Here is a 26304-nt window from a genome sequence, read left to right as displayed (position 1 = left end):
TCCCCCTAGATCCCATTCACCAGCCGGCAGGGTTCGGCTTCCCAGCGGTAACCGACGCCGTATACCGAGCGGATAAAGGATTTTTGCCCGTCGATCAGCTCCAGCTTGCGGCGCAGGTTTTTGATGTGGCTGTCGATGGTGCGGTCGGTGACCACCCGATAGTCGTCATACAGGTTATTCAGCAGCTGCTCGCGCGAAAATACGTTGCCCGGCTGGCTGGCCAACGTTTTCAGCAGGCGGAACTCCGCTGGCGTCAGATCCAGCAATTGCCCCTGATAGCTGGCCTGGAAACGCGGTTCATCGATGTGCAACAGGTCATCTTCCCGCGCATTCTCCTGCGGCCGATAGCTGCGGCGCAGGATGGTTTTCACCCGCGCCACCACCTCGCGCGGGCTGTAGGGTTTGCAGATGTAATCGTCGGCGCCGATCTCCAGCCCCAGCAGGCGGTCAATCTCTTCGATTTTCGCCGTCACCATCACGATCGGCACGTCGCTGAAGCGGCGCAGCTCGCGGCACACCGTCAGCCCATCGGCGCCCGGCAGCATCAGATCGAGCAAGATCAGCGCCGGCGGATGCTGGTGCACGGTCGGCACCACTTCGTTGCCGTTGGTCAGCCAACGGGTGGCGTAGCCCGCCGCCTGCAGATAATCCACCAGCAGCTGGCCCAGCTTGGGCTCATCTTCAACAATCATGATCTGCACGGGTTGATTCTGAATGTCCATCAGGGCGCCTTATTTTTTATCGGGGTAGCAAATTCTACTGTAATGCGCACGCCGCCTAAAGGCGAATGCTCGGCGCGGATTTTCCCGTCGTGCGCTTCCACGATGTTGTGGCAGATCGCCAGCCCCAATCCGGAACCGCCGCTGGCGCGGTTGCGCGAGCCTTCCGCCCGGTAGAAACGTTCGAAAATGCGCGTCAGTTGCTGATCGCTGATGCCCGGCGCGCTGTCCTGCCAGCAGAGGGACAGCCGCCCCGGCTGCAGCTCGGCGCTGATTTCCAGCCGGCCGCCGGCATCGGTGTAGCGCAGGCTGTTTTCCAACAGGTTATTGAACAGCTGATTCAGGCGATCGGGATCGCCGAACAGCGGCGCCTGGGGCGGCAGATGGGTGACGATCTCCAGCCCTTTGGCGCGAAAGCGCTCGCGGAAGGCGGCGACGGCGATCTGCAGCAGATGCACGCAGTCCACCGACGATTTGCGATAGGCCAGCGCGCCGAGATCGGAGAGCGAAAGCTGGTGCAGGTCGTCGACCAGTTTGGTCAGGGTGGACACCTCGGCCTGCAGCGAGTTGAGCGACGCGGGCGTTGGCTGGCGCACGCCGTCCTGCAGCGCCTCCAGCTCGCCGCGCAGCACCGCCAGCGGCGTGCGCAGTTCGTGCGACACGTCGGCCATAAAGGCGCGGCGCATCTGTTCATTTTTCTCCAGCGAGGTGGCCAACTGGTTGAAGTCGTGCGCCAGCCTGCCCAGCTCATCCTGGCTGCTGACCGCCACGCGGGCGGTGAAGTCGCCCGCCGCCAATCGATGGGTGCCCGCCACCAGGCGTTTAACCGGGGCCAGCATGCCGCGCGACAGCAGCCAGGTCACCGCCGCCGCCAGCAGGGTGGAGAGCGCGACGATGATCCAGCTGGTGCGGCGCTGCTGGCGATCGAAGTTGATGTCGGTATTGCGCGTCAGGCGTTCGACCGGGGTAGTGAGCACCCAACCGACGATCTCGTTGTTGTAGCGGATCGGGTGGCGCGGCCCCTCTTTCGGCAACGGGCCGGAATGCCCGACCAGCCGATTGAACTGGCTGTCCACCACCCAAAACTGGGTGCGCCAGCCTTTGGGCGGCAGGTTGTGGCTGCTGTCGCTGTTCTGCTCGAACGAACGCATGATTTGGTAGACCACCTGATCGTTGTTGCGCAGGAATATCCAGTTGCCATGATGGCTGTACTGCTCCTCCAGCGCTTCGCTCAGCATGTTGATGCGCTGCTCGTTACTGCTCTTGATGTAGTCGATAAAACCGCGCTCAAAGCTGACGCGCACCCCCCAGTGCATGGTGATCAACACCAGCATGCAGGTGGCGAAAATGGCCAGGAACAGCTTCCCGGTAATGCCTATCTTCATTGCAACCTCGTTGAGCCGGTGCCCGGCTCTTTGGCCAGCGTGCGGTTAGGCGCGCTATCCGCCGGCACGCGCGCGAAGGCCAGCGCGGGCAGGGCGATAATCAACGCCATACAGCAGTAGCTGTAAATAAATGCGCTGTGGATGGCCGGGCTGTCGGCCACCGCCTGGTGATGGGCGAAGCTGCCGATCAAGATGCCGGCGACGCTGACGCCGAGGCTCATCGACAGCTGCATGACCATCGACAACAGGCTGTTGCCGCTGCTGGCCAGCCGGTCCGGCAGGTCTTTCAGCGTCAGGGTATTCATCGCCGAGAAGCGCAATGCGTTGACCATCCCCTGGAAGAACAGTATCACCGGCAGCAGCCACAGCCAGCCGAGCATCGCCGCCAGCAGGAAACTCAGGCTGACCAGCGCCAGCAGCAGCGTGGCGGCCACCAGCACGTTGCGGTAGCCGAAGCGGTTGACCACCTGCACCACGATGCGCTTCATGCCCATGCTGCCGATGATCATCGGGATCATCATCAGCCCGGCGTGGAACGGCGTGAAGCCCATGCCCACCTGCAGAAACAGCGGTGTCATGAACGGCAGCATGCCGCTGCCGATGCGCCCCAGCAGGCTGGCCAGCAGCCCGATCTTGTAGGTCGGGGTGCGCAGCAGCCGCAGCGAGAACAGGGCGCGGCTATTGCCGTAGGCATGCCAAACATACCCCAACAACGCCGCCGCGCCCAGCGCCACCAGGCCGGCGATGGCGCCGCCGGTCAGGCCCATGCCTTTGTGGCCGTCGAGCGCCAGCGTCAGCGACGCCATGCCGATCGCCAGCAGGAAAAAGCCGCTGAGATCGAAGCGGCGGGTCTGCATTTGGTAGTTGGGCATCAGCAGCAGCGTGGCGATGGCGCCCACGATGCCCACCGGAATATTGATCAGGAAAATCCAGTGCCAGCTGGCGTATTGCACCAGAAGTCCGCCCAGCGCCGGCCCCATCAGCGGGCCGATCTGGCCCGGCAGCGTCACGAAGGTCATCGCCGCCATGTACTGCTCGCGCGGCACGATCTTCATCACCGTCAGGCGGCCGACCGGCACCATCATCGCGCCGCCGATGCCCTGAAGCACGCGCGAGGCGATCAGCTCGTTCAGGGTTGCCGAGCGGGCGCAGAGGAGGGAGCCGAGGGTAAACAGCACGATGGCGCTGAAAAACACCCGCTGTACGCCGACCTTGTCCGCCAGCCAGCCGCTGGCCGGCAGCGTCACCGCCACCGTCAGCACATAGGCGACGATCACCGACTGCATGCGCAGCGGGTTCTCCCCCAGGCTGGCGGCCATCGAGGGCAGGGCGGTATTGACGATAGTGGTATCCAGCGTCTGCATAAAGAAGCCGAACGCCACTATCCAGAGTTGCCAACGTACCGTGGCGGTGTGTTTCATCAGCATCGGTCGGCCATTAGTGCGGCAGCGGGGCCAGCTGCTTGTTGCGGCGGAACTTCGCCTGCAGCCGGTCGAAGTAAAGATAGACCACCGGCGTGGTGTACAGCGTCAGCAGCTGGCTCATCACCAGACCGCCGGCGATGGTGATGCCGAGCGGCTGGCGCAGCTCCGCGCCGTCGCCGCTGGTCAACACCAGCGGCAGCGCGCCGAACAGCGCCGCCAGCGTGGTCATCAGGATCGGCCGGAAGCGCAGCAGGCTGGCCTGGAAAATCGCCTCGCGGGCGCTGATGCCGCCGTTGCGTTGCGCCTCGAGCGCGAAGTCGACCATCATGATGGCGTTTTTCTTCACGATGCCGATCAACAGCATGATGCCGATCAGCGCGATCAGGCTGAACGGCGCGCCGAACAGCTCGAGCGCCAACAGCGCCCCCACGCCCGCGGAAGGCAGGGTGGAGAGGATGGTCAGCGGATGGATATAGCTCTCGTACAGCACGCCGAGCACGATATACACCGTGGCGATCGCCGCCAGGATCAGGATCAGCTGCGACTTCAGGGTGTCCTGGAACATCTGGGCGGTGCCGGCGAAGGCGCCGCGCACCGTGGACGGCACGCCGAGCTGAGTCATGGTGCGCTCGACAGCGGCGGTGGCGTCCGACAGGCTGCCGCCGTCCGGCAGGTTAAAGGAGATGGTCGAGGCGGCGGACAGCCCCTGATGGTTGACCGACAGCGGCGCGTTGGCCGGTCGCCAACTGGCGAAGTAGGAGAGCGGTATCGCCTTGCCTTCGTTGTTGATGATGAACATTTTGTCCAGCGAGCTGACGTCCTGAGTGTAAGGCGGCGCCACTTCCATCACCACTTTGTATTGGTTGAGCGGTTGATAGATGGTCGAAATCTGTCGCTGGCCGAAGGCGTTGTTCAACAGGTTGTTGGCGTCGGACACCGAAATGCCGAGGCGCGCCAGGGTCTCGCGATCGTAGACCAGATCCATCTCCGAGCCTTTATCCTGCTGATCCGAGTTGACGTCCGCCAGCTCGGGCAATGCCGCCAGCGCGGCGCGGATCTTCGGTTCCCAGTCGCGCAGCGCGGCGAGGTCATCCGCCAGCAGCGTATATTGGTAGCTGGCGTTGGCCTGGCGGCCGCCGACGCGGATATCCTGCACCGCCATCAAGAACAGGCTGGCGCCCGGTTCTTTGGCCAGGCGAGCGCGCAGGCGGGCGATCACTTTCTGCGCGTCGTCGCTGCGCACCGACAGCGGTTTCAGTGAGATGAACATCGAGCCGCTGTTGGTGCGCGAGCCGCCGGTAAAGCCGGTGACGTTTTCCACGTCCGGATCTTCGCGCACGATTTTCATGAAATCTTCCAGTTTGCCGCGCATCGCCTGGAACGAGATGCTCTGATCGGCCTGGATAAAGCCCATCAGGCGGCCGGTATCCTGTTCGGGGAAGAAGGTTTTCGGGATGCTGATATACAGCCAGACGTTGAGCGCAATGGTGGCGAGGAACACCGCCAGCACCCAGCGCGAGTGGCCAAGCACCCAGTTCAGCGAGCGTCCGTATCCCTGCTGCAGCGCCAGCAGCATTTTGCCGAAGCCGCGCGCGCGCCGCTGCGAACGCGCCGGCTGGTGGCGCAGCAGATAGGCGCACATCATCGGCGTGAGCGTCAGCGAGACGATCAGCGACAGCCCGATCGACACCGACAGGGTGACGGCGAATTCGCGGAACAGCCGGCCGGGCAGGCCCGCCATCAGCAGCAGCGGGATAAACACCGCCACCAGCGAAACGCTCATCGACAGCACGGTGAAACCGACCTCCCGCGCGCCCAGCAGCGCGGCGTTGATCGGTTTCATGCCGGCCTCGACGTGGCGGGAAATGTTTTCCAGCACCACGATGGCGTCGTCCACCACAAAGCCGGTGGCGATGGTCAGCGCCATCAGCGACAGGTTGTTGAGGCTGAAGCCGCACAGGTACATGGCGGCGAACGAGCCGATCAGCGACACCGGCACGGCGACCGCCGGGATCAGCGTGGCGCGGCCGGAGCGCAGGAAGATGAACACCACCAGGATCACCAGCCCGATGGCGATCGCCAGCGACTGTTCGACCTCGGCCAGCGACGCGCGAATGGTCGGCGAGCGATCCTGCGCGACGTTGAGCGAGATTGCGGCCGGAATGTTTTCCTGCAGCGCGGGCAGCTCGGCGCGAATGCGATCGACGGTTTCGATGATGTTGGCGTCCGGCGCGCGGCTGATGGCCAGAACGATCGCCGGCTTGGCGTCGGTCATCCCGGCGTTGCGCACGTCCTGCACCGAATCTTTGACCTCGGCCACGTCGCCGAGCCGCACCGCCGAACCGTTGTTGTAATGAACGATCAGCGGGCGGTAGGCGTCGGCGGTTTTCAGCGCGTCGTTGGCCTGGATTTGCCAACGTTGCTGCGGGTTTTCGACGGCGCCCTGCGGGCGGCGCACGTTGGCGTTGCTGATGGCCTGCCGCACGGCATCCAGCGAAACACCCTGATTGAACAGCGCCGAAGGGTTCAACTCCACGCGCACCGCCGGCAGCGAGCTGCCGCCCACGGAAACGTCGCCGACGCCTTCGGTCTGGCTGATCTTCTGCGCCAGCTGGGTGGACGCGAAGTCGTAAAGCTGCCCCTGGCTGTAGGTGTCCGACGTCAGCGTCAGGATCATGATCGGCGCGTCGGAAGGGTTGACCTTGCGATAGCTGGGGCGGCTCGGCATGCCGGTCGGCAACAGGCTTTGCGCGGCGTTAATCGCCGCCTGCACGTCGCGCGCGGCGCCGTTGATGTCGCGGCTGAGATCGAACTGCAAAATCACCCGGGTGCTGCCGAGCGAGCTCATCGAGGTCATTTCATTGACCCCGGCGATACGGCCCAGCGCGCGCTCCAGCGGCGTCGCCACCGAGGAGGCCATGGTTTCCGGCGAGGCGCCCGGCAGCGACGCGCTGATCGAAATCACCGGAAAATCCACCTGCGGCAGCGGCGACACCGGCAGCAGGCGAAAACCGATCGCGCCGCTGATGGCGATGGCCAGCGTCAGTAGGGTGGTGGCCACCGGCCGGTGAATGAACAGGGCGAAGAATTTCACGGCAGCTCCTGCGTATCCGGCTGGCGATGCGTGTTGCGCGCCAGTTTGTCAAACAGCAGGTAGATCACCGGCGTGGTGAACAGCGTCAGGATCTGGCTCATGATCAGGCCGCCGACCATACAGACGCCCAGCGGATGCCGCAGCTCCGCGCCGACGCCGGTGCTCAGCATCAGCGGCAGCGCGCCGAGCAAGGCCGCCAGCGTGGTCATCAGGATCGGCCGGAAACGCAGCAGGCAGGCCTGATAAATGGCGTCGCGCGGCGATAAGCCCTGTTCGCGTTCCGCCGCCAGCGCGAAGTCGATCATCATGATGGCGTTCTTCTTCACGATGCCGATCAGCAGGATAATGCCGATGATGGCGATCACGTCCAGTTCGCTGCCGGCCAGCATCAGCGCCAGCAGCGCGCCGACCCCGGCGGTCGGCAGGGTGGAGAGGATGGTCACCGGATGAATGAAGCTTTCATACAGCACGCCCAGCACGATATACATCGCCACCACCGCCGCCAAAATCAGCCACAGCGTGCTGCCGAGCGCTGCCTGGAAGGCCAGCGTCGCGCCCTGGAATTGGGTGGTGATGTCTTTCGGCATGGCGAGATTTTTTTCCGCCTGGGTGACCGCGTCTACCGCTTCGCCGAGCGAGTAGCCGGCGGCGACGTTGAACGAGACGGTGGCCGACGGGAATTGGTCGAGGTGGTTGACCGACAGCGGGCCGAAACGTTCTTCGATTTTGGCGATGGCGCTCAACGGCACCACGGCGCCGTCCTTGCCGCTCAGACGGATCTCATTGAGCGCCGCCAGCCCCGGCGTCGCGCTGACGTCGTGCTCCAGCACCACCCGGTATTGATTGGCCTGGGTGTAGATGGTGGAGATCAGGCGTTGGCCGAAGGCGTTGTACAGCGCATTGTCCACGTCGCTCATGGTGACGCCGAGGCGCGAGGCCGAATCGCGATCGACGTTGACGTAGGCGACCAGCCCCTGATCCTGCCAATCGCTGGTGACGTCCGCCAGCTGCGGGGTTTGTTTCAGCTCATCCATCAGCTGCGGCACCCACAGGCTGAGATCGTCCAGCGACATCGCCTGCAGGGTGAACTGGTACTGGGTGCGGCTGACCTGGGTATCGATGGTCAGATCCTGCACCGGCTGCAGGTACAGCTTCACGCCGGGGAACTGCGCCGTTTGCTGCTGCAACCGGCTGATGATCGCCGGAATGCGGTCGCTGCGTTCGCTCAGCGGCTTCAGGTTGATCTGCAGCCGGCCGCTGTTGAGCGTGGCGTTGCTGCCGTCGACGCCGACGAACGAGGTCAGGCTTTCCACCGCCGGATCTTTGAGGATCTGCGCCGCGACCTGCTGCTGGCGCTCGGCCATATTGCTGAACGAAACGCTCTGCGGCGCCTCCAGCGTGCCCTGAATGATGCCGTTGTCCTGCACCGGGAAGAAGCCTTTCGGGATCAGCAGGTACAGCAACACCGTCAGCGCCAGGGTGCCCACGGCCACGCCGAGCGTCAGCCAGGGGTGGTTAAGCACCGTTTTCAGCCACTGGCCGTATCGCGCGATCACGCGCTCGAAAAAGCGCTCAGAGGCGGCGGAGAAGCGGTTCTGCTTGCGCAGCGATTCGTGGCTGAGCATGCGGGCGCACATCATCGGCGTCAGCGTCAGCGATACCACGGCGGAGATCAAAATCGCCACCGCCAGCGTCACGGCGAACTCGCGGAACAGGCGGCCGACGATGTCGCCCATGAACAGCAGCGGGATCAGCACCGCCACCAGCGAGAAGGTCAGCGAGATGATGGTGAAGCCGATCTCGCCGGCCCCTTTCAGCGCGGCGTCGAGCGGTTTTTCCCCTTTCTCGATGTAGCGCGAGATGTTCTCGATCACCACGATGGCGTCATCCACCACGAAACCGGTGGCAATGGTTAATGCCATCAGCGTCAGGTTATTGATGGAGAAGCCGAGGAAATACATGGCGGCGAAGGTGCCGACCAGCGACAGCGGCACCGCCACGCTGGGGATAATGGTCGCCGGCACGTTGCGCAGGAACACGTAGATCACCATCACCACCAGCGCGATCGCCAGCAGCAGCTCGAACTGCACGTCGCTGACCGAGGCGCGGATGGTGGTGGTGCGATCGGTCAACACCTTGACGTCGACCGACTTGGGCAGGCTTTTAATCAGCGTCGGCAGCATTTCGCGGATGCTGTCGGCGGTGGTGATGACGTTGACGCCGGGCTGGCGCTGAATGTTCAGCACGATCGCCTGCTGCTGGTTGGCCCAGGCAGCCAGTCGGGTATTTTCCGCCCCTTGTTCGATGGTGGCGATATCCTGCAGGCGGATCGCCGCGCCGTTCTGATAGGCGACGATCAGCTGGCGATAGTCGTCGGCGGATTTCATTTGGTCGTTGGCGGACAGGGTGACCGAGCGGGTCGGGCCGTCCAGGCTGCCTTTCGCCGAGTTGACGTTGGCGTTGCTGATGGCGGTGCGGATGGTTTCGCTGTTCAGGCCATAGGCGGCGACCGCCGCGGCGTTCAGTTTTACACGCACCGCCGGGCGTTGGCCGCCGGCCAGGGTCACCAGGCCGACGCCGGTCACCTGAGAGATTTTCTGCGCTACGCGCGTCTCCACCATGTCTTCCACCTGCGTCATCGGCATGGCGGTGGAGGTGACGGCCAGCGTCAGGATCGGCGGATCGGCCGGGTTAACCTTGCTGTAAATCGGCGGGTAGGGCAGATCGTTCGGCAATAGGTTGGTGGCGGCGTTGATCGCCGCCTGCACTTCCTGCTCCGCGACGTCGAGCGGCAGCGCCAGCTGGAATTGCAGCGTCACCACCGAGGCGCCGCCGGAGCTTTGCGACGCCATTTGCTTCAGGCCGGACATCTGGCCGAACTGGCGTTCCAGCGGCGCGGTAATGGCGGAGGTGACCACGTCCGGGCTGGCGCCGGGATACAGCGTCACCACCTGGATGGTCGGGTAGTCCACTTCCGGCAACGCGGAAACCGGCAGCGCGCGATAGCCGATGATCCCCGCCAGCAGTATCGCCACCATCAGCAGGGTGGTGGCGACCGGGCGCAGGATAAACAGGCGGGAAGGGCCGCCGCCGCGGGTCGGTGGCATCACCTGCATCAGGACTTCCTCTGAACGTCAGGTTCGCGCTTGGCTTTTGACGCCGCAGGCGCGTCGTTCGGCGCCAGCACTTCCACCTGCATGCCTTCGGTCAGGCGATCGATGCCGTCGGTCACCACCCGATCGCCGGCGTTGAGGCCGGCGCTGATCACCACCTGCCGGCTGTCCTGCACGCCGGCGGTGACCCGGTGTTTGCTGACCTTGTTGTCTTCGCTGAGCGTCCAGACGAAGTTGCCTTCGTTACCCATCTGCAGCGCGGCGGTCGGGATCACCACCGCATCGTGCAGGGTATCCACCTGCAGCCGCGCGTTGACGAACTGGTTGGGGAACAGCGCGTCGTCTTCGTTGGCGAAGCGCGCTTTCAGCTTGATGGTGCCGGTGGCGGTATCAATTTGGTTGTCCAGGCTCAGCAGCGAACCGGTCGTCAGCTTGTTCTGGTTGGTGCGATCCCAGGCTTCGACGCTCACCGGCCCGGCTTTTTGCGCCTTGAGCAGATCGGCGATGTTGCCTTCGGGCAGCGTGAACACCACGTCGATCGGGTGCGTCTGCGTGATCACCACCAAACCGGTGGTGCTGCCGCTGGTGACGTAGTTGCCGACGTCGACCAGTTTCAACCCGACGCGGCCGTCGATTGGCGCAGTGATGCGGCTGTAGGTGATCTGCAGTTTGGCGCTGTCGACCGCGCCCTGATCGGCTTTGATGGCGCCTTCGGTTTGCTGCACCAGCGAGGCCTGCGTATCCAGCTCTTGACGGGAAACCAGATTGGTTTTCACCAATTGCTGGTAGCGCGCCAGATCGCGTCGGGCGTTGGCCAGCGTGGCCTGATCTTTCGCCAACTGCCCCTGCGCCTGGGTCAGTTGCACCTGGAACGGCCGGGGATCGATTTCAGCCAGCAGATCGCCGGCTTTGACCTGCTGGCCTTCGGTAAAGTGGATCGCCATCAGTTGGCCGTCGACCCGGCTGGTGACGGTGACGGTATTGGCGGCGGTGGCGGTGCCCAAGCCGGAAAGATAGCGCGGCACCGTCTGTTGCGTGGCCGTCGCGGCCTGCACCGGCGACATCGGCGCGCCGCGCCGCCCGCCCGCCGCGCGACCGGCCCCCGCTTTGCCGCCGGCTTGCTGCGCGCCCGGGGCCGTGCCGGCCGACGGTTGAGCGGCGTTAAAATAACGCCAGGCGAAGACGGCGGCGATGACCAGGATGGCCGCAACCAGCAGGCGCGGCATCAGGGAACGGCGTTGGGGTTTTGCATTCATGGCGGCGAAAATTCTCTCCAAAAGGCAGGGGTGCGGGCACTCATTGCCACAAAAATGACACTCCTTACAGGATACTAGTTTAGCCAGCGGGGACGGCATAAAAATGAAGGAAATATGGAGGAACCGTCAGCATTGTCCTAATAAGTGGGTGATTTGAGCGTGCTATGTTTATAAGAGATTTGTTTCAGCTTATAGCCAATCCGTTTTAGCGTTCTATCCTGGTTGGCGCTAATAATTAACCCGCGAATCTTTTCCCACAGGAGCAGGTGATGAGCAACAGAGAATTGGGCCGCTCAGGCATTCAGGTGCCGGCGTTGACCTTTGGCGGCAATGTGTTCGGTTGGACGGCGGATCAAGCGACCTCGTTCAGCCTGCTGGATGCGCTGGTGGACAATCAGCTCAACTTTATCGATACCGCCGACGTTTATTCCAGCTGGGCGCCGGGCAACCGGGGCGGCGAATCGGAAACCGTCATCGGCGAATGGCTGAAGAAGAGCGGCAAGCGCGACCAGGTGATCATCGCCACCAAGGTGGGTAAACCGATGGGCGAAGGCAAACAGGGTCTGTCGCCGCGCTATATTCAGCAGGCGGTGGAAGATTCGCTGCGGCGCCTGCAAACCGATTATATCGATCTTTATCAGTCGCATGACGATGACCGCGATACGCCGCTGGAAGAGACGCTGGCGGCGTTCGATGCGTTGATTAAGGCCGGCAAGGTGCGGGCGATCGGCGCCTCCAACTATCAGGCGGATCGCCTGGAAGAAGCGCTGCGGGTGAGCGAGAGCAACGGATTGGCGCGCTACGAAACCCTGCAGCCGGAATACAATCTGTATGCGCGCGAAGGGTATGAAGCCGAGCTGGAGGGGGTGGCGCAGCGCCATGGCCTCGGGGTGATCAACTTCTTCGCGCTGGCCAGCGGCTTTCTGACCGGCAAATACCGTAGCAAAGCGGATGAGGGCAAAAGTCAGCGCGGCGATCGCATCGTCGAACGCTACCTGAACCCGCGCGGTTTCCGCATCCTGGCGGCGCTGGATCAGGTGGCGGGCAAACACGGCGTCTCTGTGGCGCAGGTCTCGCTGGCCTGGCTGATCGCGCGCCCGAGCATCACCGCGCCGATCGTCAGCGCCACCTCGTTGTCGCAGCTGGATGAGTTGGTCAGCGCCACGCGTCTGACGCTGGATGCGGACGACATTCAGACGCTGAACCACGCCAGCGCCGAGTAAGAGCCGCCGGCGATTTTGCTCTATGCTGAAGGGGTCATATGACTCATTCAGGAAACTGCAATGTCTGGCGATATCATCAACGACCTCGCGGCGCTGGAACAGCTGTACGGCAAGCCCGCCGCGCCCTCGGTTTTTAAAGAAGTCAGCTACATCCACCCGGCGTACCGTCCGTTTATCGAGGCGGCGCCGTTCGCCGCCCTCTCGACGGTGGGGCCGGACGGCATGGACGTCTCGCCGCGCGGCGATCCGGCCGGTTTCATTCATATCGAAGACGAGAAAACCCTGCTGTTGCCGGATCGGCGCGGCAATAACCGCATCGACAGCCTGCGCAATATCCTGCACGACAACCGGGTGGCGCTGCTGCTGCTGATCCCCGGCATCGGCGAAACGCTGCGGATTAACGGGCGGGCGGAGATCGTGGTGGCGCCGGCGGTGTTGCAGCGTTTCGCCCACCGTAACCAGCTGCCGCGTTCGGTGCTGCGCATTCGGGTGGAGGCGGTGTTCTTCCAGTGCAGCCGGGCGATCTTGCGTTCGGGGTTATGGGAAGAGGCCAGCCGCCTCGAGCGTTCGGCGCTGCCCAGCCCCGGCCATATTTTGGCTGCGGTGAGCCAAACGCGCTTCGATGGTGAGGAGTACGACAGCGCGCTGCCGCAGCGGCTGAAGGATACGCTGTATTAATCGCCGTGGCGTTCGCGCCACGTTTGTCGGTTCAGCCGGTACAAGACGTGCTTTTGCAGCGGATGGCCCGCCGGCAGACGCGGGTGCAGGAAGGTTTCGCCGTCGAAGCGCATACCGATGCGCGTCATCACCCGGCGCGACGGCTGGTTATCTTCGGCGGTGAAGGACACCACTTCCGGCAAATGCAGCGTGTCGAAGGCGCACGCCAGCGCGGCGCGCGCCGCCTCAGCGGCGTAGCCGTTGCCCCAGTGGGCCGCCGCCAGCCGCCAGCCGATCTCCACGCAGGGGGAGCAAGGCAGATCGTCGCCCGGCCGCGCCAGCCCGACAAAACCGATAAAAGGCGCGCCGCTTTTCACTTCCACCGCCCACAGCCCCCAGCCGTGCTGTTGCAGGAAGGCGCGGATGCGTTCGGCCTGCGCGCGGCTTTCCTCGGCCGTCATCGTCGCCGGGAAATAGCGCATGACCTGCGGATCGGCGTTGAGCGCGGCGAAGGCCGGCAGGTCGTCGTCGCGCCAGGGGCGCAGCCGTAGCCTGGCGCTGTCGAGGGTAAGGATGGTCGACATGATGCATAGCCTCCAATGAACAAGGGCGCGGCGAGCCGCGCCCGCGGGCTGTCAACGGAACAGCGTTTGCGCCCAGCGCGCCAGCCCGGCGGTGACCGAGCCGAAGTCGTTGCCGCCGACGATCGGAATGCCCGGCAGCTGCTGTTGCAGCGCGGCGCGCAGCAGCGGCGAACGCGCGCTGCCGCCGGTCAGGTAGATCACCTGCGGCGCGGTCTGGCTGCTGGCCAGCGCGGCGCTGACCTGCTCCTGAATGCGCATCAACGGCTGCGAGATGGCGTCGGCGAGCTGATCCTGGCTGATGTTCTCCGCCAGATCGGCCTGCACGAAATTGAGCGGCGCGCTGATGGCCGTTTGGCCGGACAGGGCGATCTTACTCTCTTCGGCCGCCCGCACCAATCGGTAGCTCAGGCGCTGCTGGTACACTTTCAGCAGGCGCTTGACCTTTTCCGGCTCCGCCGCGTCGAGGATCAGATCGCGCAGCACGCGGCCGTTGGCGGTGCTGTAGAAATCGTTTTGCGCCGGCACATCGTTGGTCGCCACCGCGTTCCAGTAAGGTAGCGCCGGCAGGGCGATGCCTTTCGCGGTTTCGCCGCCCAGGCCGAACAGCGGCATCAGCTGCTTGAAGGCCAGCATGATGTCCAGATCGTTACCGCCGACCCGGCAGCCGCTGTGGCCCAGCAGGCTCTGCTGGCGATCGGCGCGGTTGCGCCACTGCGGCCCCATCAGCAGCACCGAGCAGTCGGTGGTGCCGCCACCGATGTCCACTACCAGCACGGTTTGCTCTTCGCTCAGCGTCGCTTCGAAGTCCAGCCCCGCCGCCACCGGCTCGAACTGGAATTCAATGTCCTTGAAACCGGCGCGTTCGGCGGCGCGTTGCAGAATGCCCTGCGCCTGCCGGTTGGCTTCGTCGCCGCCGATGCCCTGGAAGTTGATCGGTCGGCCGATCACCGCCTGATCGATGCCGGTTTGCAGCACATTTTCCGCCTGGCGTTTGATGTGGAACATCATGGCGCACACCAGGTCTTCGAACAGCGCGATCTGCTGTGGTTTCAGGCCGTTGGCGCCGAGGAAGGACTTCGGCGAGCGCACGAAGTACACCTCTTCCGGATCTTCCATATAGTGCGCCAGCGCCTGCAGGCCGAACAGCACGCTGTCGCCGTTGACCGGAATGTCTTCTTCGCGGTTGTAACTGATGGCGCGGCGCAGCAGCTGCTGGTTTTCTTCGCTGCCGGTCGGGATCTGCCAATGGCGGTGCAGGCATTCGCTCACCGCTTCGCGGGTCGGCGCGCACAGCATCGAAGGCAGATAGGGCGCGTTGTTTTCCAGCGTCAACAGCTCGGGGCCGTGGTCGCGCATCACTGCAACGGAACAGTTGGCTGTCCCGTAATCGAATCCAATAAACATCTCTTTTTTGTCCCCATGCCAATGAAGGGGGGCGACTTTACCCGAGACGGGGCCGGCGGGCAATGCGCCAATGCGCGAGTGTCGAAAAATTTAGCGGGCGCGGCGGCGTGCGCGAACTTTCTCGGTGCGGATAACGCTCAAGCCGCAGCAATGGCACAGTCGGCTATGAAAATGGCGTGCTTCGCCCATCAAGACGCACGCCACTTCTTTATACTCAACAGGTATTCCGAGCGGGGAATGCCTTGCCCTATGACTCTGTGATGAGGATTTCATGACGCGCAACTCGACCTTTCTCATGAATATCGGCTGGAGAACCCTGCTGAAAGATCTGGGGCTCCAGCCGACGGATGTTTTACGCCGGGCTGCATTGCCTGAAGATCTGTTGTCACGCACCGCTGAAGGGATCACTACGGAAGAATATTTCCGCTTCTGGCGCGCGATGGAGGAAGGAACGGGTGACCCGTTGTTTCCGTTGAAAATCGTTGCGCTGATGTCAACGGAATCGTTTGACCCTCCGATATTCGCCGCCCTGTGCAGCGCCAATCTGGCGCAAGCTGTCCAGCGGTTAGCGAAATACAAGCAACTTACGGCGCCGATGAGCCTGGAGCTCGCCATCGGCCCTGAAGGCGAAATGACGATTTCACCCCGCTGGTTGTTGGCGGAGGAGGCGGTACCGGCGTCTTTACTGGTGGCTGAGCTGGCATTTTATGTTCGGCTGGCGCAGCTTGCCACGCGCGAACCGGTAAAAGCGCGCCGTATCACCTTGCCTGAACTGCCGCCTGCAGCCCTTTCACGCCCCTTGGCAGCCTTCTTCGGCTGCGCGGTAACGCCTGGGGCAGGGCCGGGCATTACTTTCTCCTCCGCAGATGCCTTGCGTCCCTTTTTGACAGTGAATGAGGGCATGTGGCGCGTTTTCGAACCCGAGCTGCGTCGTCGCCTCAGTGAACTGGACGCCACGGCAACCACCGGAGAGCGCGTTTGTGCGGTGCTGCTGGAGTTGATTCCCAGCAATACCGCCGGCATCGACGCGGTGGCGGCAAGATTGGGCATGAGCCGCCGGACGCTGCAGCGGCGTTTGGAAGATGAGGGCGAGAGTTTTCGTTCGCTGAGCAACGGCACCCGGGAAAAATTGGCGCGCCACTATCTTAAGCATTCGACCCTTACCAGCGGAGAGATTGCCTTTTTGCTCGGTTTTGAAGAGCCGAACTCTTTCTTCCGCGCCTTTCACGAATGGACAGGGCAAACGCCGGAAGCGGCTCGCCAGGCGATGCGGCTGAATTAGCCGAGAGGCGCTGTTCACGTTGGCGCATTCTGCGAGTTGATTGGCGCGGTTCGACATGGTTGCGGCAGAGGCCGTCGCTTAAAGTGGACAACATACAGACTGCGCAGGCAGTCGCCAACGCAATCATCCTAATAAGGAGCAGTCAGTATGAAGTCCAAAGTGATCCTGGTGACCGGCGCCTCGTCCGGTATTGGCGAAGCCACCGCCGTTACGTTAAAACAGCGCGGGCACACCGTTTATGCGGCCGCCCGTCGGGTTGAACGCATGCAGGCTCTGGCTGCCGCCGGCATTCGCGTTTTGCCGTTGGACGTCACCGACGATGCTTCCATGGCGCAGGCGGTAAAGACCATCATCGCCGAAACGGGGCGTATCGATGTGCTGGTCAATAACGCCGGTTACGGCTCCTATGGCGCTATTGAAGACGTTTCTGCGAATGAGGCTCGCGCTCAATTTGATGTGAATGTGTTCGGTGCGGTTCGGCTGACGCAGCTGATTTTGCCGCACATGCGAGCGCAGCGCTCCGGCACCGTCATCAATATTACGTCGATGGGCGGGAAAATACATACGCCGCTGGGCGGATGGTATCACGGCACCAAATTCGCCTTGGAGGCCATCAGCGACTGTTTGCGCATGGAGGTGCAACCTTTCGGCATCGACGTCGTGGTGATCGAACCCGGCGGCATCCAGAGTGAATGGGCGGATATCGCCGCGGAAAAACTGATCGGCGTTTCAGGCCAGAGCGAGTACGCCGCTCAGGCTCACGCTGTCGCCCACGCCATGGTCAGCGACGCCAGCAAGAAACGGCAATCGCCGCCGAGCGTGATTGCCGATACGATAGCCAAAGCCGTCGCCGCCCATCGTCCGAAAACGCGCTATGCCGTGGGGTTTGGCGCGAAACCGCTGATTTTTCTGCGGCGCTTGTTGTCCGATCGCGCCTTCGATGGGCTGATGCGCCGGGCATTGGGGGTACCGCGCCAGGGGCAATAAGTCGTCGGGCAGCGGGGCTTTATGTCGGTGGCGGTGAAAATGGTGCGTCTGAACGCTGTTCAGACGCATAATCATTAAAGACAATCGCTAATCTGGACGGTGGGAAGGTGCGTAACTTAATGTCCGAATTCCGCACGTCAGCGCGCTAGCCGAGTCCCATAATGCAGAAAAAACCGAACCCGAGCGTTGCCATGAATACTCAACAGCAAGCGTTGTACGACGCGCTGCGCGCGCGTGACCGCAAATTCGACGGCCGTTTTTTCGTCGGCGTCTCTTCCACCGGCATCTATTGTCGTCCGGTGTGCAGCGCCCGCACGCCAAAGCTGGAAAACTGCACCTTTTATCCGAGCGCGGCGGCGGCTGAACTGGCGGGGTTTCGCCCCTGCCTCAAATGCCGACCGGAACTGGCGCCCGGCCTGGCGCTGATCGATCTGGGCAACCGCTATGCCCAGGTAGCGGTGCAGCTCATCGAGCAGGGGTATCTGTCCGAACACAGCTGCGAAGCGCTGGCGGCGCGGCTGGGCATTTCCGATCGCCATCTGCGGCGCATCTTCGCCGAACAGTTTGGCGCTTCGCCGATCGACTACGCGCAGTCGCATCGGTTGCTGCAGGCCAAGCGCTTGCTGGCGGACACCGATCTGCCGCTCAGCGAGGTGGCGTTCGCCGCCGGTTTCGGCAGCCTGCGGCGTTTCAACGAGCTGTTCAAGGCGCGTTACCGCCTGATCCCGTCGGCGCTGCGCAGCGGCGGCGCGCGCGGTGAACGGGCCGCCGCCAGCGGGTTGGTGTTTCACCTGGGCTATCGGCCGCCCTATGACTGGGCGCGCATGCTGAATTTCTTGCAGGCGCGCGCCGTGCAGGGCGTGGAGCGGGTCGAGGGGCGCCGCTACCTGCGCTCGATCGCCGTCAGCCAGGGCGGCACGGAACACCGCGGCTGGCTCAGCGTGCAGCCGGAAGAGGCGAGCAATCGGGTTCGGGTCGAGATTGCGCCGACGCTCAGTCTGGTGACGACGGAGGTGTTGCGCCGGGTGCGCCTGCTGTTTGATCTGGACGCCGCGCCGGATCGCATCAATGAGGCGCTGGGCTCGCTGGCGGCCGATGCGCCGGGGCTGCGCCTGCCGGGCTGCGTGAACAGTTTCGAGCAGGCGGCGCGTGCGGTGCTGGGGCAGTTGGTCAGCGTGAAAATGGCGGCGACCTTCGCCGGGCGGATGGCCGAACGCTGGGGCGAAGCGCTGGCGACGCCGCATGAGGGCATCACCCACGTTTTCCCCACGGCAGAACGGGTGGCGCAGCTGCAGCCTGAAGAACTGCGCCCGCTCGGGGTGCAAGTGAAGCGCGCGGCGGCGCTGATCGAGATCGCCCGCGCGCTGGGGGAAGGGCGGCTGCAGCTCGACAACGTGCTGGACATCGAACAGGGCATCAAGGCGCTGACCGCGCTGCCGGGCATCGGCAGCTGGACCGCCAGCTATATCGCGATGCGCGCCTGGTCGTGGCCGGACGTGTTCCTGGCCGGCGACTACCTGATCAAACAGCGTTTCCCCGGCATGACGCCGCGCCAGATTGAACGCTACGCCGAGCGCTGGCGCCCGTGGCGCTCTTACGCCACGCTGCATCTGTGGCACAACGGCGGCTGGGCGCCGGAAGCGGAGAGTTGAACGCGGCTAGCGGGGAGACTCGATCAGCTGCAGCAGGCGGCTCATGCCTTCACGCATCAGGAACGCCAGCAGCTTTTCCCGTTCGGCCGGCGTGAGGTGATAGTAATACTCGATCCAGACCCGTACCGGATCCTGACGTTTGACGTCGTAATCCGGATGGTCGGTTTCGCGCAACGCTGACAGGCTGCGCGCGCCGAACGGCAGACTGTCGATATGGTATTCCAGCGCTTTGCCCTGTACGCCGCTGCGGCGGCGACTGACCCAGCCTTCGCGCCGGGCCATCAAATTGACCCCCTGCGGGGTTGAGGGCAACCCCGCCTTACCCATCAGTTCCCTGGCGGAAAACCATTTCTTTTCCATAGTCCCTTGTCTCTGAGCCATCACCTGTCGAGGAAAATCAACGGATACGTCGATGTTCGCATGGGGATTTCATCTTACTTAATCGTTTAAGCTTCAGGTGTTATTTATATCACTAATCTTGTCTTGGTTAATATCATGTAACGAACGAGATGCGAGGCGCCGCCCGGGAGACGGCGCCTGAGTGGGGGGAGAGGGTTAACGGATGCCGAAATAGCCGTCGCTGAGCAACACCGCCAGCGGCTGCTCCAGCGCCACCTGGTCGCCGTCCGCCAGATCGACGCCAATGTCGCGCAGCGCCTGCAGCGTCACCGGCTGGTGAGCCGGTCCGGCGAAGGTCTGCGCTTTAATGCGATGCGCCGCGCCGTTGAGCATCGAGACCATCAGCTCGTCCATCTGGTTGCAGTGCACGTTGGTGATAAAGCGCTCATCGATGCGAATGATGTCGATCCTCTGATCGCTGAGCTCATCGAACGCATTGATGTTATGCCCGAAGCCGTTGACGATCAGCCGGCAGCCCTGCTGCTGCAGTTCGCGGAGAAATGCCCGACACTGCGCGGCGTGCTCCAGTATCGCGGCCTCATCGACGCTGAACAGCAGCGCCTGCGGCGGCAGCGAGGAAGCGCGCACCGTTTCAGTCAGGTAGCGCTGGAAGTCGGCGCTCAGCAGGCTGTCGATGGCCAGCGGCAGCGCGAGCGACAGCCCTTTGCGTTTGATGTCGTCGGCATATTTCACCAGCAGTTGCGCCGCCGTCCAGCGGTCGATGTCCGGCATCAGGCCGTACAGCTGCGCGGCGGCGATGAACGCCTCGTGCGACAGCGGGCGGTCGTCCGGCGCCATCACCTGCAGCTTCACCTGGTGAAACGCGGCCGACAGCGGCGTCGCCGGCGGCGCGACCGCGTGAGTCAGCAGCCGCAGTTGCCCCTCGCTGATGATCGTCTGCACTTCCTGCAGGCTCAGCACCTCGTGCTGCCGCTCCAGCAGCTGTTTCTGCCGCGTTTCGTACAGATAAACCTGGCCGCGCCCCTGGTGCTTGGCGGTGTAGCAGGCGATATCGGCCTGCGCCAGCAGTTCGCTGCTTTTGGCGTCGGCGCTGATGCGCGTGATGCCGGCGCTGGCGCCGACGCGGTAAATCTTCCCTTCCCAGTAGAACGGGTGCTGGCTGATTTGATTAACCACTTGCTGCACCAGCGATTTGGCCTGTTCCAGCCGGCAGTCGTACAGGATCAGACCGAACTCGTCGCCGCCCAGCCGGGCCAGGCAATCGCTATGGCGCAGCTGATGCCGCATCAGCTGGGCGATGTCCCGCAGCAGGGCATCGCCCGCCGCATGGCCGGCGGTGTCGTTCACCGCCTTGAACCGATCCAGATCGAGGAACACCAGTGAATGCGGCGATGACGGTTCCCCGCCGGCGACGATCGCCGCTTTCAGCTGTTTCTCGAAGCGGGTGCGGTTCGGCAATCCGGTCAGCGCATCGTGCGAGGCGCTGTAGCTGAGTTTTTTCATCAGTTCGCGCGAGGCGGTGACGTCCTGCAGCACCATCACCGCGCCCATGGTTTCCCCGTCGAGGGTTTTCAGCGGTGAGACCGACTGCTGTACGTCGAAATAACGCCCGTCGCGGCTGTGCAGCACCAGCGCATAATCCGCCGGCCATTGCCGTGGGTATTGCGTGAGGTTTTCGATTTCCGGGCCGTCTTTGCCGTTGGTCAGGCGCACCACGCCGGCGACGGGCATGCCGATCGCCAATTCGAGCGGCCAGCCGCACATCTGTTCCGCCACCGGATTCATAAAGGTGATGCGCAGGTGGCTGTCGGTGGAGATCACCCCTTCGCCGATGGCGTCGAGGGTGATGTGCAGGCGCTCTTTCTCTTCGTGCAGCGCCTCGGCGAGGCTCTTGAGCTCGGTCATGTCGATATTGGTGCCGATCAGGCGCAGCGGCCGGCCCTGATCGTCGAGGATCACGTTGCCCTGGCCGCGGATATGGCGCACTTTGCCGCTGCGCGTAGTGATGCGAAACTCCATGATGAATGGCCGCGGCTGCGCCAGGATCTCGGCCAGCTCGCGATCGGTGCGCTCGCGATCTTCCGGCACCAGCAGGGTGCGCCACAACGCCAGCGTCGGCGTTTGGTCGGGGGTGAGATCGTAGAGTTCGAACATGCGCTGATCCCAGGTGAAGTTTTCCTGGCTCATCACCCATTCCCAGATGCCGACGCCGCCCACCTGGTTGGCCAGCGTGATGCGCTCCACCAACCGGTTGTTCTCCGCCTCGCTGCGCTTAAGGTCGCTGATGTCCTCCACCTGAGAGATGAAGTACAACGGCCGGCCTTCGCCGTCGCGCACCAGCGAGACCGCCAGCAGCGCCCAAACCGTCTGGCCGTCGCTGCGGATATAGCGCTTCTCCATGGTGTAGCTGCTGATATGGCCGTCGAGCAGTTCGTGCAGTTGGGTCAGGTCGGCGTTCAGATCGTCCGGGTGGGTGATCTCTTGAAAGGTCAGGCGATAAAGTCTTTCGGGCGGATAGCCGAGCAGCTTGCACAGCGCCTGGTTAACCTGCAGCCATTTGCCCTCCGGCGACACCAGCGCCATGCCGATGGCGGAATACTCCAGCGCGCTGCGAAAGCGGCTTTCGCTCTCGACGATATGTTGCTTTTCCACCCGGAAGGTGTGCATCACCATCGCCATGGCGTGCGCCGGGATCAGGATCAGCAACATCGGCAGATAGAGGCCGAGTTCGCCCAGGAAAGTGTGCTGGGAAGACTGAAGGCGCAGCAGGCCCAGCGACAGCAGGACGGTGATCAGCAAGAGAGTGCAGAAACAGACGGTGAAGGTTTCGAAGCGCGACAGCGCGATAGCCGCCCACAGCAGCGGCAGGATGACGAAGGTAAAGGGGAAGGGCAGATGTGTCAGCGCCAGATAGCTGAAGGCCAGCGAGCCCATCAGGGTCAATAGCAGCGGATACGGATTCAGCCCGGCCAACAGGCGGCGGTGATAGGTGAGCCCGAGCGGCGCCAGCGACAGCACCCCTATCGCCTCAGAGATGAACCAGGTGCCGAACGATTGCCAAAACGTTTGGTCCGGCGTGGGCGTCAGTCCGGCGGCCAGCAGCGCGCTGAACAATGGGGTAAATATCACCGCGCAGACCACGAAGCGCAGCCAACAGCCCAGATCGCTCAGCGGATCGATCGCCGGCAGCGTGCGGCGCAGCAGCAGAGCGCACACTGCCGCTTCCAGCAGGTTGATGGCGGCCAGCTTGACGGGAATGGCGCTGAGGCCGAACAGCAGGAAGCTGGCGAGCACGATGCCTGTGCCGCTGGCCAGCAGCGGTAAACCCCAATGACGCGGGGGATGGCGATACAGCACGGCGATCGCGGCGGCGGTCGGGAACCACAGCGGCGTGAAGTGATGAGCCTCACTGGATAACGACAGGCTCAGCAAGGCGAGCAAAAATGTCGCCAGCGCCACGAACAGAGAATGTGTCAGCATAACGCCTTTGTGTGTGCCGAACGCGTTCGGCGCGCTGATATCCATAGACATCCTTACCGATGACCTCTGCCTGTGATTGGATTCATGACGTGGATGAATCAAGATGATTTATTGAAAAAGGGTAGTACAGCGCGGGAGGAAAACCTACCGGGAGGGCCGACTTTACTGCGTTAGCGCAAACCCGGCGACAGAATGACGAAAAAGCCGGCGCGGGGCCGGCTTTGAGCGTCTTACAGCAGGAACAGGGTGGCGAGGCCGAGGAAGATGAAGAAGCCGCCGGTATCGGTCAGCGCGGTGATGAGCACGCTCGAGCCGACCGCCGGGTCGCGGCCCAGTTTGAGCATGGTCATCGGGATCACCACGCCCATCAGCGCCGCCAGCAGCAGGTTGAGCAGCATCGCCAACGTCATCACGCCGCCCATCGCCGCGTCGCCGTACAGCAGCCAGGTGATCACGCCCATGATGCCGCCCCACACCACGCCGTTGATGATGGCGACGCCCAGCTCTCTGAGCATCAGGCGCGAGATGTTGCCGACTTCAATCTGGTGCAGCGCCAGCGCGCGCACGATCATGGTGATGGTCTGGTTGCCGGTGTTGCCGCCGATGCCGGCGACGATCGGCATCAGCGCCGCCAGCGCTACCAGCTGGGAAATGGTGTGCTCGAACAGGCCGATCACCCGCGAGGCGATGAATGCGGTGCAGAGGTTGATCGCCAGCCAGGCCCAGCGGGTTTTGACCGCTTTGCTGACCGGGGCGAACACGTCTTCTTCCGGGCTTAAACCGCCCATGCGGCGCAGGTTGGTGTCGCTCTCTTCGTTGACGGCGTCGACGATCTCTTCGATGGTCAGGCGGCCCATCAGTTTGCCTTTGGCGTCAACCACCGGGGCGCTGATCAGGTCATAACGTTCGAACGCGCCGGCCGCTTCATCGGCCTTGTCCTCAGGCTGAAAGGTGGCGGGGTCGCTGTCCATCACTTCGCGTACCGGGATTTCCGGGTCGTTCAGCAGCACCGCGGTGAGTGGCAGTTCGCCCAGCAGGGTATTTTTGCGATCGGTGACGAACAGTTTATCGGTGGCGTCGGGAATGGTTTTGCGCATGCGCAAAAAACGGTGCACCGCGCCGAGCGTGACGTCCGGCCGCACCGTCACCAGTTCGAAATCCATCATCCAGCCGACGCTGTCTTTGGCGTACTGGCTCATCTCGCGCACCTGAGCGCGCTGCTCCGGCTCCAGCGAGGTCAGCAACCGGCCCATCAGGTTACGCGGCAGGTATTGCGCCAGATAGGCCTGTTCATCCACGTCCAGCGTTTTGATCGCTTTGAGCAGGTCTTTATCGCTCATTTCTTCGATCAGGCTGTCCCAGACCGGTTCGGCGACTTCCACCAGCGTCTGGCCGCGCTTGCTGTTGCCCACCAGCCGCCACAGTGCCATGCGCTCGTCCTGTGGCAGCGCTTCCAGCAGGTCCGCCAGGTCGGCGGCGTGCATGTCGTCAAGCAGGCCGGTAATTTCCGCCGTTTGGTTCAGCAGTTCGCTTTGGCTGAGGGCGTGTTCATCCCCTGGCCGGCCGAGAATGCCGTCGACCAATTCCTTATTGTTCAACAACAGAGTGAGAATGCGCTGGCGGTGTTCAGCGACTTTTTTGACGTTATGGGTTGCGGCTGACATGGTGTTCCTTAACGGGCGCTCGGCGTTCCTGACGCAGGCTCATTAAAAGATAGAGCATAGCGAGTGCCGGAGTCATTTTTATGAAACGGACGGGGCGCGGCGGTTATTCAGAGGAGGCGTCCTGTTGCGGCGCGCTGACTTCGGCGGCGTTTTGCGCAGCGGCCTGCTTTTTTTCCTGATGATGAGGCACCGCCACCACGGCGGCGTACAGCAGTCGGCCGACTAAAATGATAAAGCTGATAAACAACACTATCTTCGTCATCTGTCCGGTGGTTTTCTTGCGCATATATCACCCGGTATGCCGGTGTCCTGTGTTATTCGCTCGAGAATTTGTAACCGGATTTTAGGCGCTGATGACAAAAGTTGTCCATTTTTTTCCGGCGAGCGGCGCGCCGTATTAGGGTTTCGTTTAGGTTGGCGGAGCGGGGGCGGAAAGAAAAACCCCCTGGCTGGCAGGGGGCGGGGGATCAGGCGGAGCGTTGTTCGTCTTGCGAACCTTCTTCGTCGATCAGAAGCTTCCAGCCGACGACGTCGTTCCAGTAGGCCTGCTCGCGCTCGAAGTCCAACTGCACCAGGTTGTTTTGCGCCAGGTAGCCGGCCGGGAAGCGCAGCGTCCAGTGGTTGTCGTCGGTGGTCAGGCGCAGCGTTTCCGGCGTGGTGGTCGACTGGCGCTGGTTGTTGAGCAGGGTGCTCAGACGCAGCAGTTGGATCAGCGGCAGGTAGTGTTTCTTTTTGAACAGGTTGAGGCGCGGCAGCTCTTCCAGCTTGATCGCCTTGCGGTGGAAACGCACCAACGCCGCCAACAGCAGCTGCTGTTCCTGGTTAAAGCCAGGCAGATTGGAGTTTTGCAGAATGTAAGCCGAATGGCGATGCATGCCGCTGTGGTTGATGCTCAGCCCCACTTCGTGCAGCATGGCGGCCCATTTCAGCAGGGCTTCCAATTGCGGATGCACCAGCTTGGTGTTTTGCGCCATCCACTGCGAATAGAGCAGTTCGGTGGTTTCCAGCACCCGCTTGGCCTGTTCGCGGTCGATGTTGTAGTGATCGGCCAGGCTTTTCGCGGTGCGGCTGCGGATGTCCTGGTGGCGGAAGCGGCCTTCCATTTCATACAGCACGCCTTCGCGCAGCGCACCGTCAGACAGGCGCAGATCGCGGATCGCCAGCGCATCGAACACGCCGCACAGAATAGCCAGCCCCGGCACGAACACCGATTGGCGATCTTCCGACAGCCCCGGCAGGCTCAGTGAGCTGAAGCTTTTGAACTGCAGCACCTGTTCGGCGAGCATTTCCAGGCGTTCGAGGGTGATCAGACCGTCTTTTTCTCCCATCGCCACCAGCACTTCGTGGGCGGCCTTGATGGTGCCCGAGGCGCCCAGCGCGTACTGCCAGCCCTGAATGCGGTACTGCCAGGCCAGCGTTTCCAGCTTCTGCGCCGCCGCCAGCCGCGCGCGGCGGAAGTTGTTTTTGCTGATCTCGCCGCCGGGGAAGAACAGCTGGGCGAAGCTGACGCAGCCCATGCGGCGGCTTTCCGCCAGCAGCGGCTCGAAGTCTTCGCCGATCACCAGCTCGGTCGAGCCGCCGCCGATGTCGATCACCAGCTTGCGGCCTTTCTCCGGTTGAGTGTGCTCCACGCCCATGAAGATCAGGCGAGCTTCTTCCTGGCCGGCGATGATTTCGATCGGGTAGGGGATCACTTTGGCGGCGCGCTTGAGGAACACTTCGGCGTTCACCGCCTGGCGCAGGGTGTGGGTCCCGACGATGGTGACGTTATCCGCCGGGAAGCCCTGCAGCCGTTCGGCAAACAGCGCCAGGCAGGCCAGGCCGCGTTCTATCGCCTCTTCACTGAGTACGTTGTTGCTGTCCAATCCGTCGGCGAGGTGCACCCGCTGTTTTAAACGGCCCAATACCTGTAAGGCGCCGTTGACGACGCGGGCGATCACCATGTGGAAACTGTTCGACCCGAGGTCGATGGCGGCGATTTCCTGCGGTTTGTTCGTTGCAGTGTTTTTTAGCGGCATAG

18 protein-coding genes are annotated in these 26304 nt (G+C 63.0%); 5 read left to right on the top strand and 13 right to left on the bottom strand.

All coding sequences use genetic code 11. From position 1 onward, the window contains the following. Positions 1-5: 5 nt before the first annotated feature. The 6 genes from baeR to ACMGG9_RS17480 are packed head-to-tail and all read right to left on the bottom strand — an operon-like array spanning position 6 to position 10991. Complete coding sequence (gene baeR / locus ACMGG9_RS17505; protein ID WP_414161597.1) at positions 6-722, bottom strand: two-component system response regulator BaeR; 717 nt, start codon at positions 720-722, stop codon at positions 6-8. Then, entirely contained in the window at positions 722-2104 is a 1383-nt protein-coding gene (gene baeS, locus ACMGG9_RS17500; protein ID WP_116286540.1) for a two-component system sensor histidine kinase BaeS, read from the bottom strand. Before baeS ends, baeR begins: the two co-directional genes overlap by 1 nt. After that, the gene (gene mdtD / locus ACMGG9_RS17495; RefSeq protein WP_033644060.1) at positions 2101-3531 is read right to left on the bottom strand and encodes a multidrug transporter subunit MdtD; all 1431 of its coding nucleotides are present in this window, start codon (positions 3529-3531) and stop codon (positions 2101-2103) included. Before mdtD ends, baeS begins: the two co-directional genes overlap by 4 nt. Before the next feature lie 10 nt (positions 3532-3541). Beyond that, entirely contained in the window at positions 3542-6622 is a 3081-nt protein-coding gene (mdtC, locus tag ACMGG9_RS17490; RefSeq protein ID WP_342174252.1) for a multidrug efflux RND transporter permease subunit MdtC, read from the bottom strand. Then, positions 6619-9738, bottom strand: coding sequence for an MdtB/MuxB family multidrug efflux RND transporter permease subunit (locus ACMGG9_RS17485; RefSeq protein ID WP_033644058.1), 3120 nt, complete (start codon positions 9736-9738; stop codon positions 6619-6621). Before ACMGG9_RS17485 ends, mdtC begins: the two co-directional genes overlap by 4 nt. After that, positions 9738-10991 carry an MdtA/MuxA family multidrug efflux RND transporter periplasmic adaptor subunit gene (locus ACMGG9_RS17480; protein WP_414161596.1) on the bottom strand — a complete coding sequence of 418 codons (1254 nt, stop codon included), beginning with the start codon at positions 10989-10991 and terminating at the stop codon, positions 9738-9740. Before ACMGG9_RS17480 ends, ACMGG9_RS17485 begins: the two co-directional genes overlap by 1 nt. A gap of 269 nt (positions 10992-11260) precedes the next feature. Between ACMGG9_RS17480 and ACMGG9_RS17475 the strand changes: the two genes are divergently transcribed. Next, the gene (locus ACMGG9_RS17475; protein ID WP_042785189.1) at positions 11261-12214 is read left to right on the top strand and encodes an aldo/keto reductase; all 954 of its coding nucleotides are present in this window, start codon (positions 11261-11263) and stop codon (positions 12212-12214) included. A gap of 60 nt (positions 12215-12274) precedes the next feature. Beyond that, positions 12275-12892 carry a pyridoxamine 5'-phosphate oxidase family protein gene (locus ACMGG9_RS17470; protein WP_033651545.1) on the top strand — a complete coding sequence of 206 codons (618 nt, stop codon included), beginning with the start codon at positions 12275-12277 and terminating at the stop codon, positions 12890-12892. Here the strand turns inward: ACMGG9_RS17470 and ACMGG9_RS17465 are convergent. Further along, positions 12889-13455: a GNAT family N-acetyltransferase gene (locus tag ACMGG9_RS17465; protein WP_033651544.1), complete on the bottom strand. Its 567-nt coding sequence runs from the start codon at positions 13453-13455 to the stop codon at positions 12889-12891. The two genes, ACMGG9_RS17470 and ACMGG9_RS17465, sit on opposite strands and share 4 nt — an antisense overlap. 51 nt (positions 13456-13506) lie before the next feature. Next, positions 13507-14859 carry a molecular chaperone gene (gene yegD / locus ACMGG9_RS17460; RefSeq protein ID WP_033651543.1) on the bottom strand — a complete coding sequence of 451 codons (1353 nt, stop codon included), beginning with the start codon at positions 14857-14859 and terminating at the stop codon, positions 13507-13509. Positions 14860-15130: 271 nt separating this feature from the next. Here yegD and ACMGG9_RS17455 point away from each other — a divergent pair, with 271 nt between their 5' ends. From ACMGG9_RS17455 to alkA, 3 genes are all read left to right on the top strand, one after another. After that, on the top strand, positions 15131-16141 hold the full coding sequence (locus ACMGG9_RS17455; protein WP_033644051.1) for an AraC family transcriptional regulator: 1011 nt from the start codon (positions 15131-15133) through the stop codon (positions 16139-16141). Positions 16142-16288: 147 nt separating this feature from the next. Further along, the gene (locus tag ACMGG9_RS17450) at positions 16289-17128 is read left to right on the top strand and encodes an oxidoreductase (RefSeq protein WP_142002798.1); all 840 of its coding nucleotides are present in this window, start codon (positions 16289-16291) and stop codon (positions 17126-17128) included. A 161-nt stretch (positions 17129-17289) separates the two neighbouring features. Then, the gene (gene alkA, locus ACMGG9_RS17445) at positions 17290-18780 is read left to right on the top strand and encodes a DNA-3-methyladenine glycosylase 2 (protein WP_164106909.1); all 1491 of its coding nucleotides are present in this window, start codon (positions 17290-17292) and stop codon (positions 18778-18780) included. 6 nt (positions 18781-18786) lie between these two features. Here alkA and ACMGG9_RS17440 read toward each other — a convergent pair whose 3' ends face one another. The 5 genes from ACMGG9_RS17440 to ppx form a co-directional block, all read right to left on the bottom strand. Continuing rightward, positions 18787-19140: a DNA-binding protein gene (locus ACMGG9_RS17440; protein ID WP_033644048.1), complete on the bottom strand. Its 354-nt coding sequence runs from the start codon at positions 19138-19140 to the stop codon at positions 18787-18789. A 195-nt stretch (positions 19141-19335) separates the two neighbouring features. After that, a complete protein-coding gene (locus ACMGG9_RS17435) occupies positions 19336-22665 on the bottom strand; it encodes a diguanylate cyclase (RefSeq protein ID WP_042785187.1) in 3330 nt (1109 codons plus the stop codon). Positions 22666-22850: 185 nt separating this feature from the next. After that, positions 22851-24284 carry a magnesium transporter gene (mgtE, locus tag ACMGG9_RS17430; RefSeq protein ID WP_004941597.1) on the bottom strand — a complete coding sequence of 478 codons (1434 nt, stop codon included), beginning with the start codon at positions 24282-24284 and terminating at the stop codon, positions 22851-22853. A 103-nt stretch (positions 24285-24387) separates the two neighbouring features. Continuing rightward, a complete protein-coding gene (locus ACMGG9_RS17425) occupies positions 24388-24570 on the bottom strand; it encodes a YfgG family protein (protein ID WP_004941600.1) in 183 nt (60 codons plus the stop codon). Between the two features lie 181 nt (positions 24571-24751). Then, positions 24752-26302: an exopolyphosphatase gene (ppx, locus tag ACMGG9_RS17420; protein ID WP_033632396.1), complete on the bottom strand. Its 1551-nt coding sequence runs from the start codon at positions 26300-26302 to the stop codon at positions 24752-24754. Positions 26303-26304 lie beyond the last annotated feature (2 nt).

Origin of the sequence: Serratia sp. BNK-10 (genome assembly GCF_047456065.1) — a bacterium.
In the GTDB taxonomy this organism is placed as follows: Bacteria; Pseudomonadota; Gammaproteobacteria; order Enterobacterales; family Enterobacteriaceae; genus Serratia; species Serratia ureilytica.
The sequence above is the reverse complement of the archived record's forward strand: the minus strand, read 5'-3'. Positions and strand labels throughout refer to the sequence as shown.

Bases quoted from the DNA above. Each gene is read 5' to 3' on its own strand.
- baeR (WP_414161597.1), bottom strand. From the start codon at position 722: ATGGACATTCAGAATCAACCCGTGCAGATCATGATTGTTGAAGATGAG.
- baeS (WP_116286540.1), bottom strand. From the start codon at position 2,104: ATGAAGATAGGCATTACCGGGAAGCTGTTCCTGGCCATTTTCGCCACC.
- mdtD (WP_033644060.1), bottom strand. From the start codon at position 3,531: ATGCTGATGAAACACACCGCCACGGTACGTTGGCAACTCTGGATAGTG.
- ACMGG9_RS17485 (WP_033644058.1), bottom strand. From the start codon at position 9,738: ATGCAGGTGATGCCACCGACCCGCGGCGGCGGCCCTTCCCGCCTGTTT.
- ACMGG9_RS17480 (WP_414161596.1), bottom strand. From the start codon at position 10,991: ATGAATGCAAAACCCCAACGCCGTTCCCTGATGCCGCGCCTGCTGGTT.
- ACMGG9_RS17475 (WP_042785189.1), top strand. From the start codon at position 11,261: ATGAGCAACAGAGAATTGGGCCGCTCAGGCATTCAGGTGCCGGCGTTG.
- ACMGG9_RS17470 (WP_033651545.1), top strand. From the start codon at position 12,275: ATGTCTGGCGATATCATCAACGACCTCGCGGCGCTGGAACAGCTGTAC.
- ACMGG9_RS17465 (WP_033651544.1), bottom strand. From the start codon at position 13,455: ATGTCGACCATCCTTACCCTCGACAGCGCCAGGCTACGGCTGCGCCCC.
- yegD (WP_033651543.1), bottom strand. From the start codon at position 14,859: ATGTTTATTGGATTCGATTACGGGACAGCCAACTGTTCCGTTGCAGTG.
- ACMGG9_RS17455 (WP_033644051.1), top strand. From the start codon at position 15,131: ATGACGCGCAACTCGACCTTTCTCATGAATATCGGCTGGAGAACCCTG.
- ACMGG9_RS17450 (WP_142002798.1), top strand. From the start codon at position 16,289: ATGAAGTCCAAAGTGATCCTGGTGACCGGCGCCTCGTCCGGTATTGGC.
- alkA (WP_164106909.1), top strand. From the start codon at position 17,290: ATGCAGAAAAAACCGAACCCGAGCGTTGCCATGAATACTCAACAGCAA.
- ACMGG9_RS17440 (WP_033644048.1), bottom strand. From the start codon at position 19,140: ATGGAAAAGAAATGGTTTTCCGCCAGGGAACTGATGGGTAAGGCGGGG.
- ACMGG9_RS17435 (WP_042785187.1), bottom strand. From the start codon at position 22,665: ATGGATATCAGCGCGCCGAACGCGTTCGGCACACACAAAGGCGTTATG.
- mgtE (WP_004941597.1), bottom strand. From the start codon at position 24,284: ATGTCAGCCGCAACCCATAACGTCAAAAAAGTCGCTGAACACCGCCAG.
- ACMGG9_RS17425 (WP_004941600.1), bottom strand. From the start codon at position 24,570: ATGCGCAAGAAAACCACCGGACAGATGACGAAGATAGTGTTGTTTATC.
- ppx (WP_033632396.1), bottom strand. From the start codon at position 26,302: ATGCCGCTAAAAAACACTGCAACGAACAAACCGCAGGAAATCGCCGCC.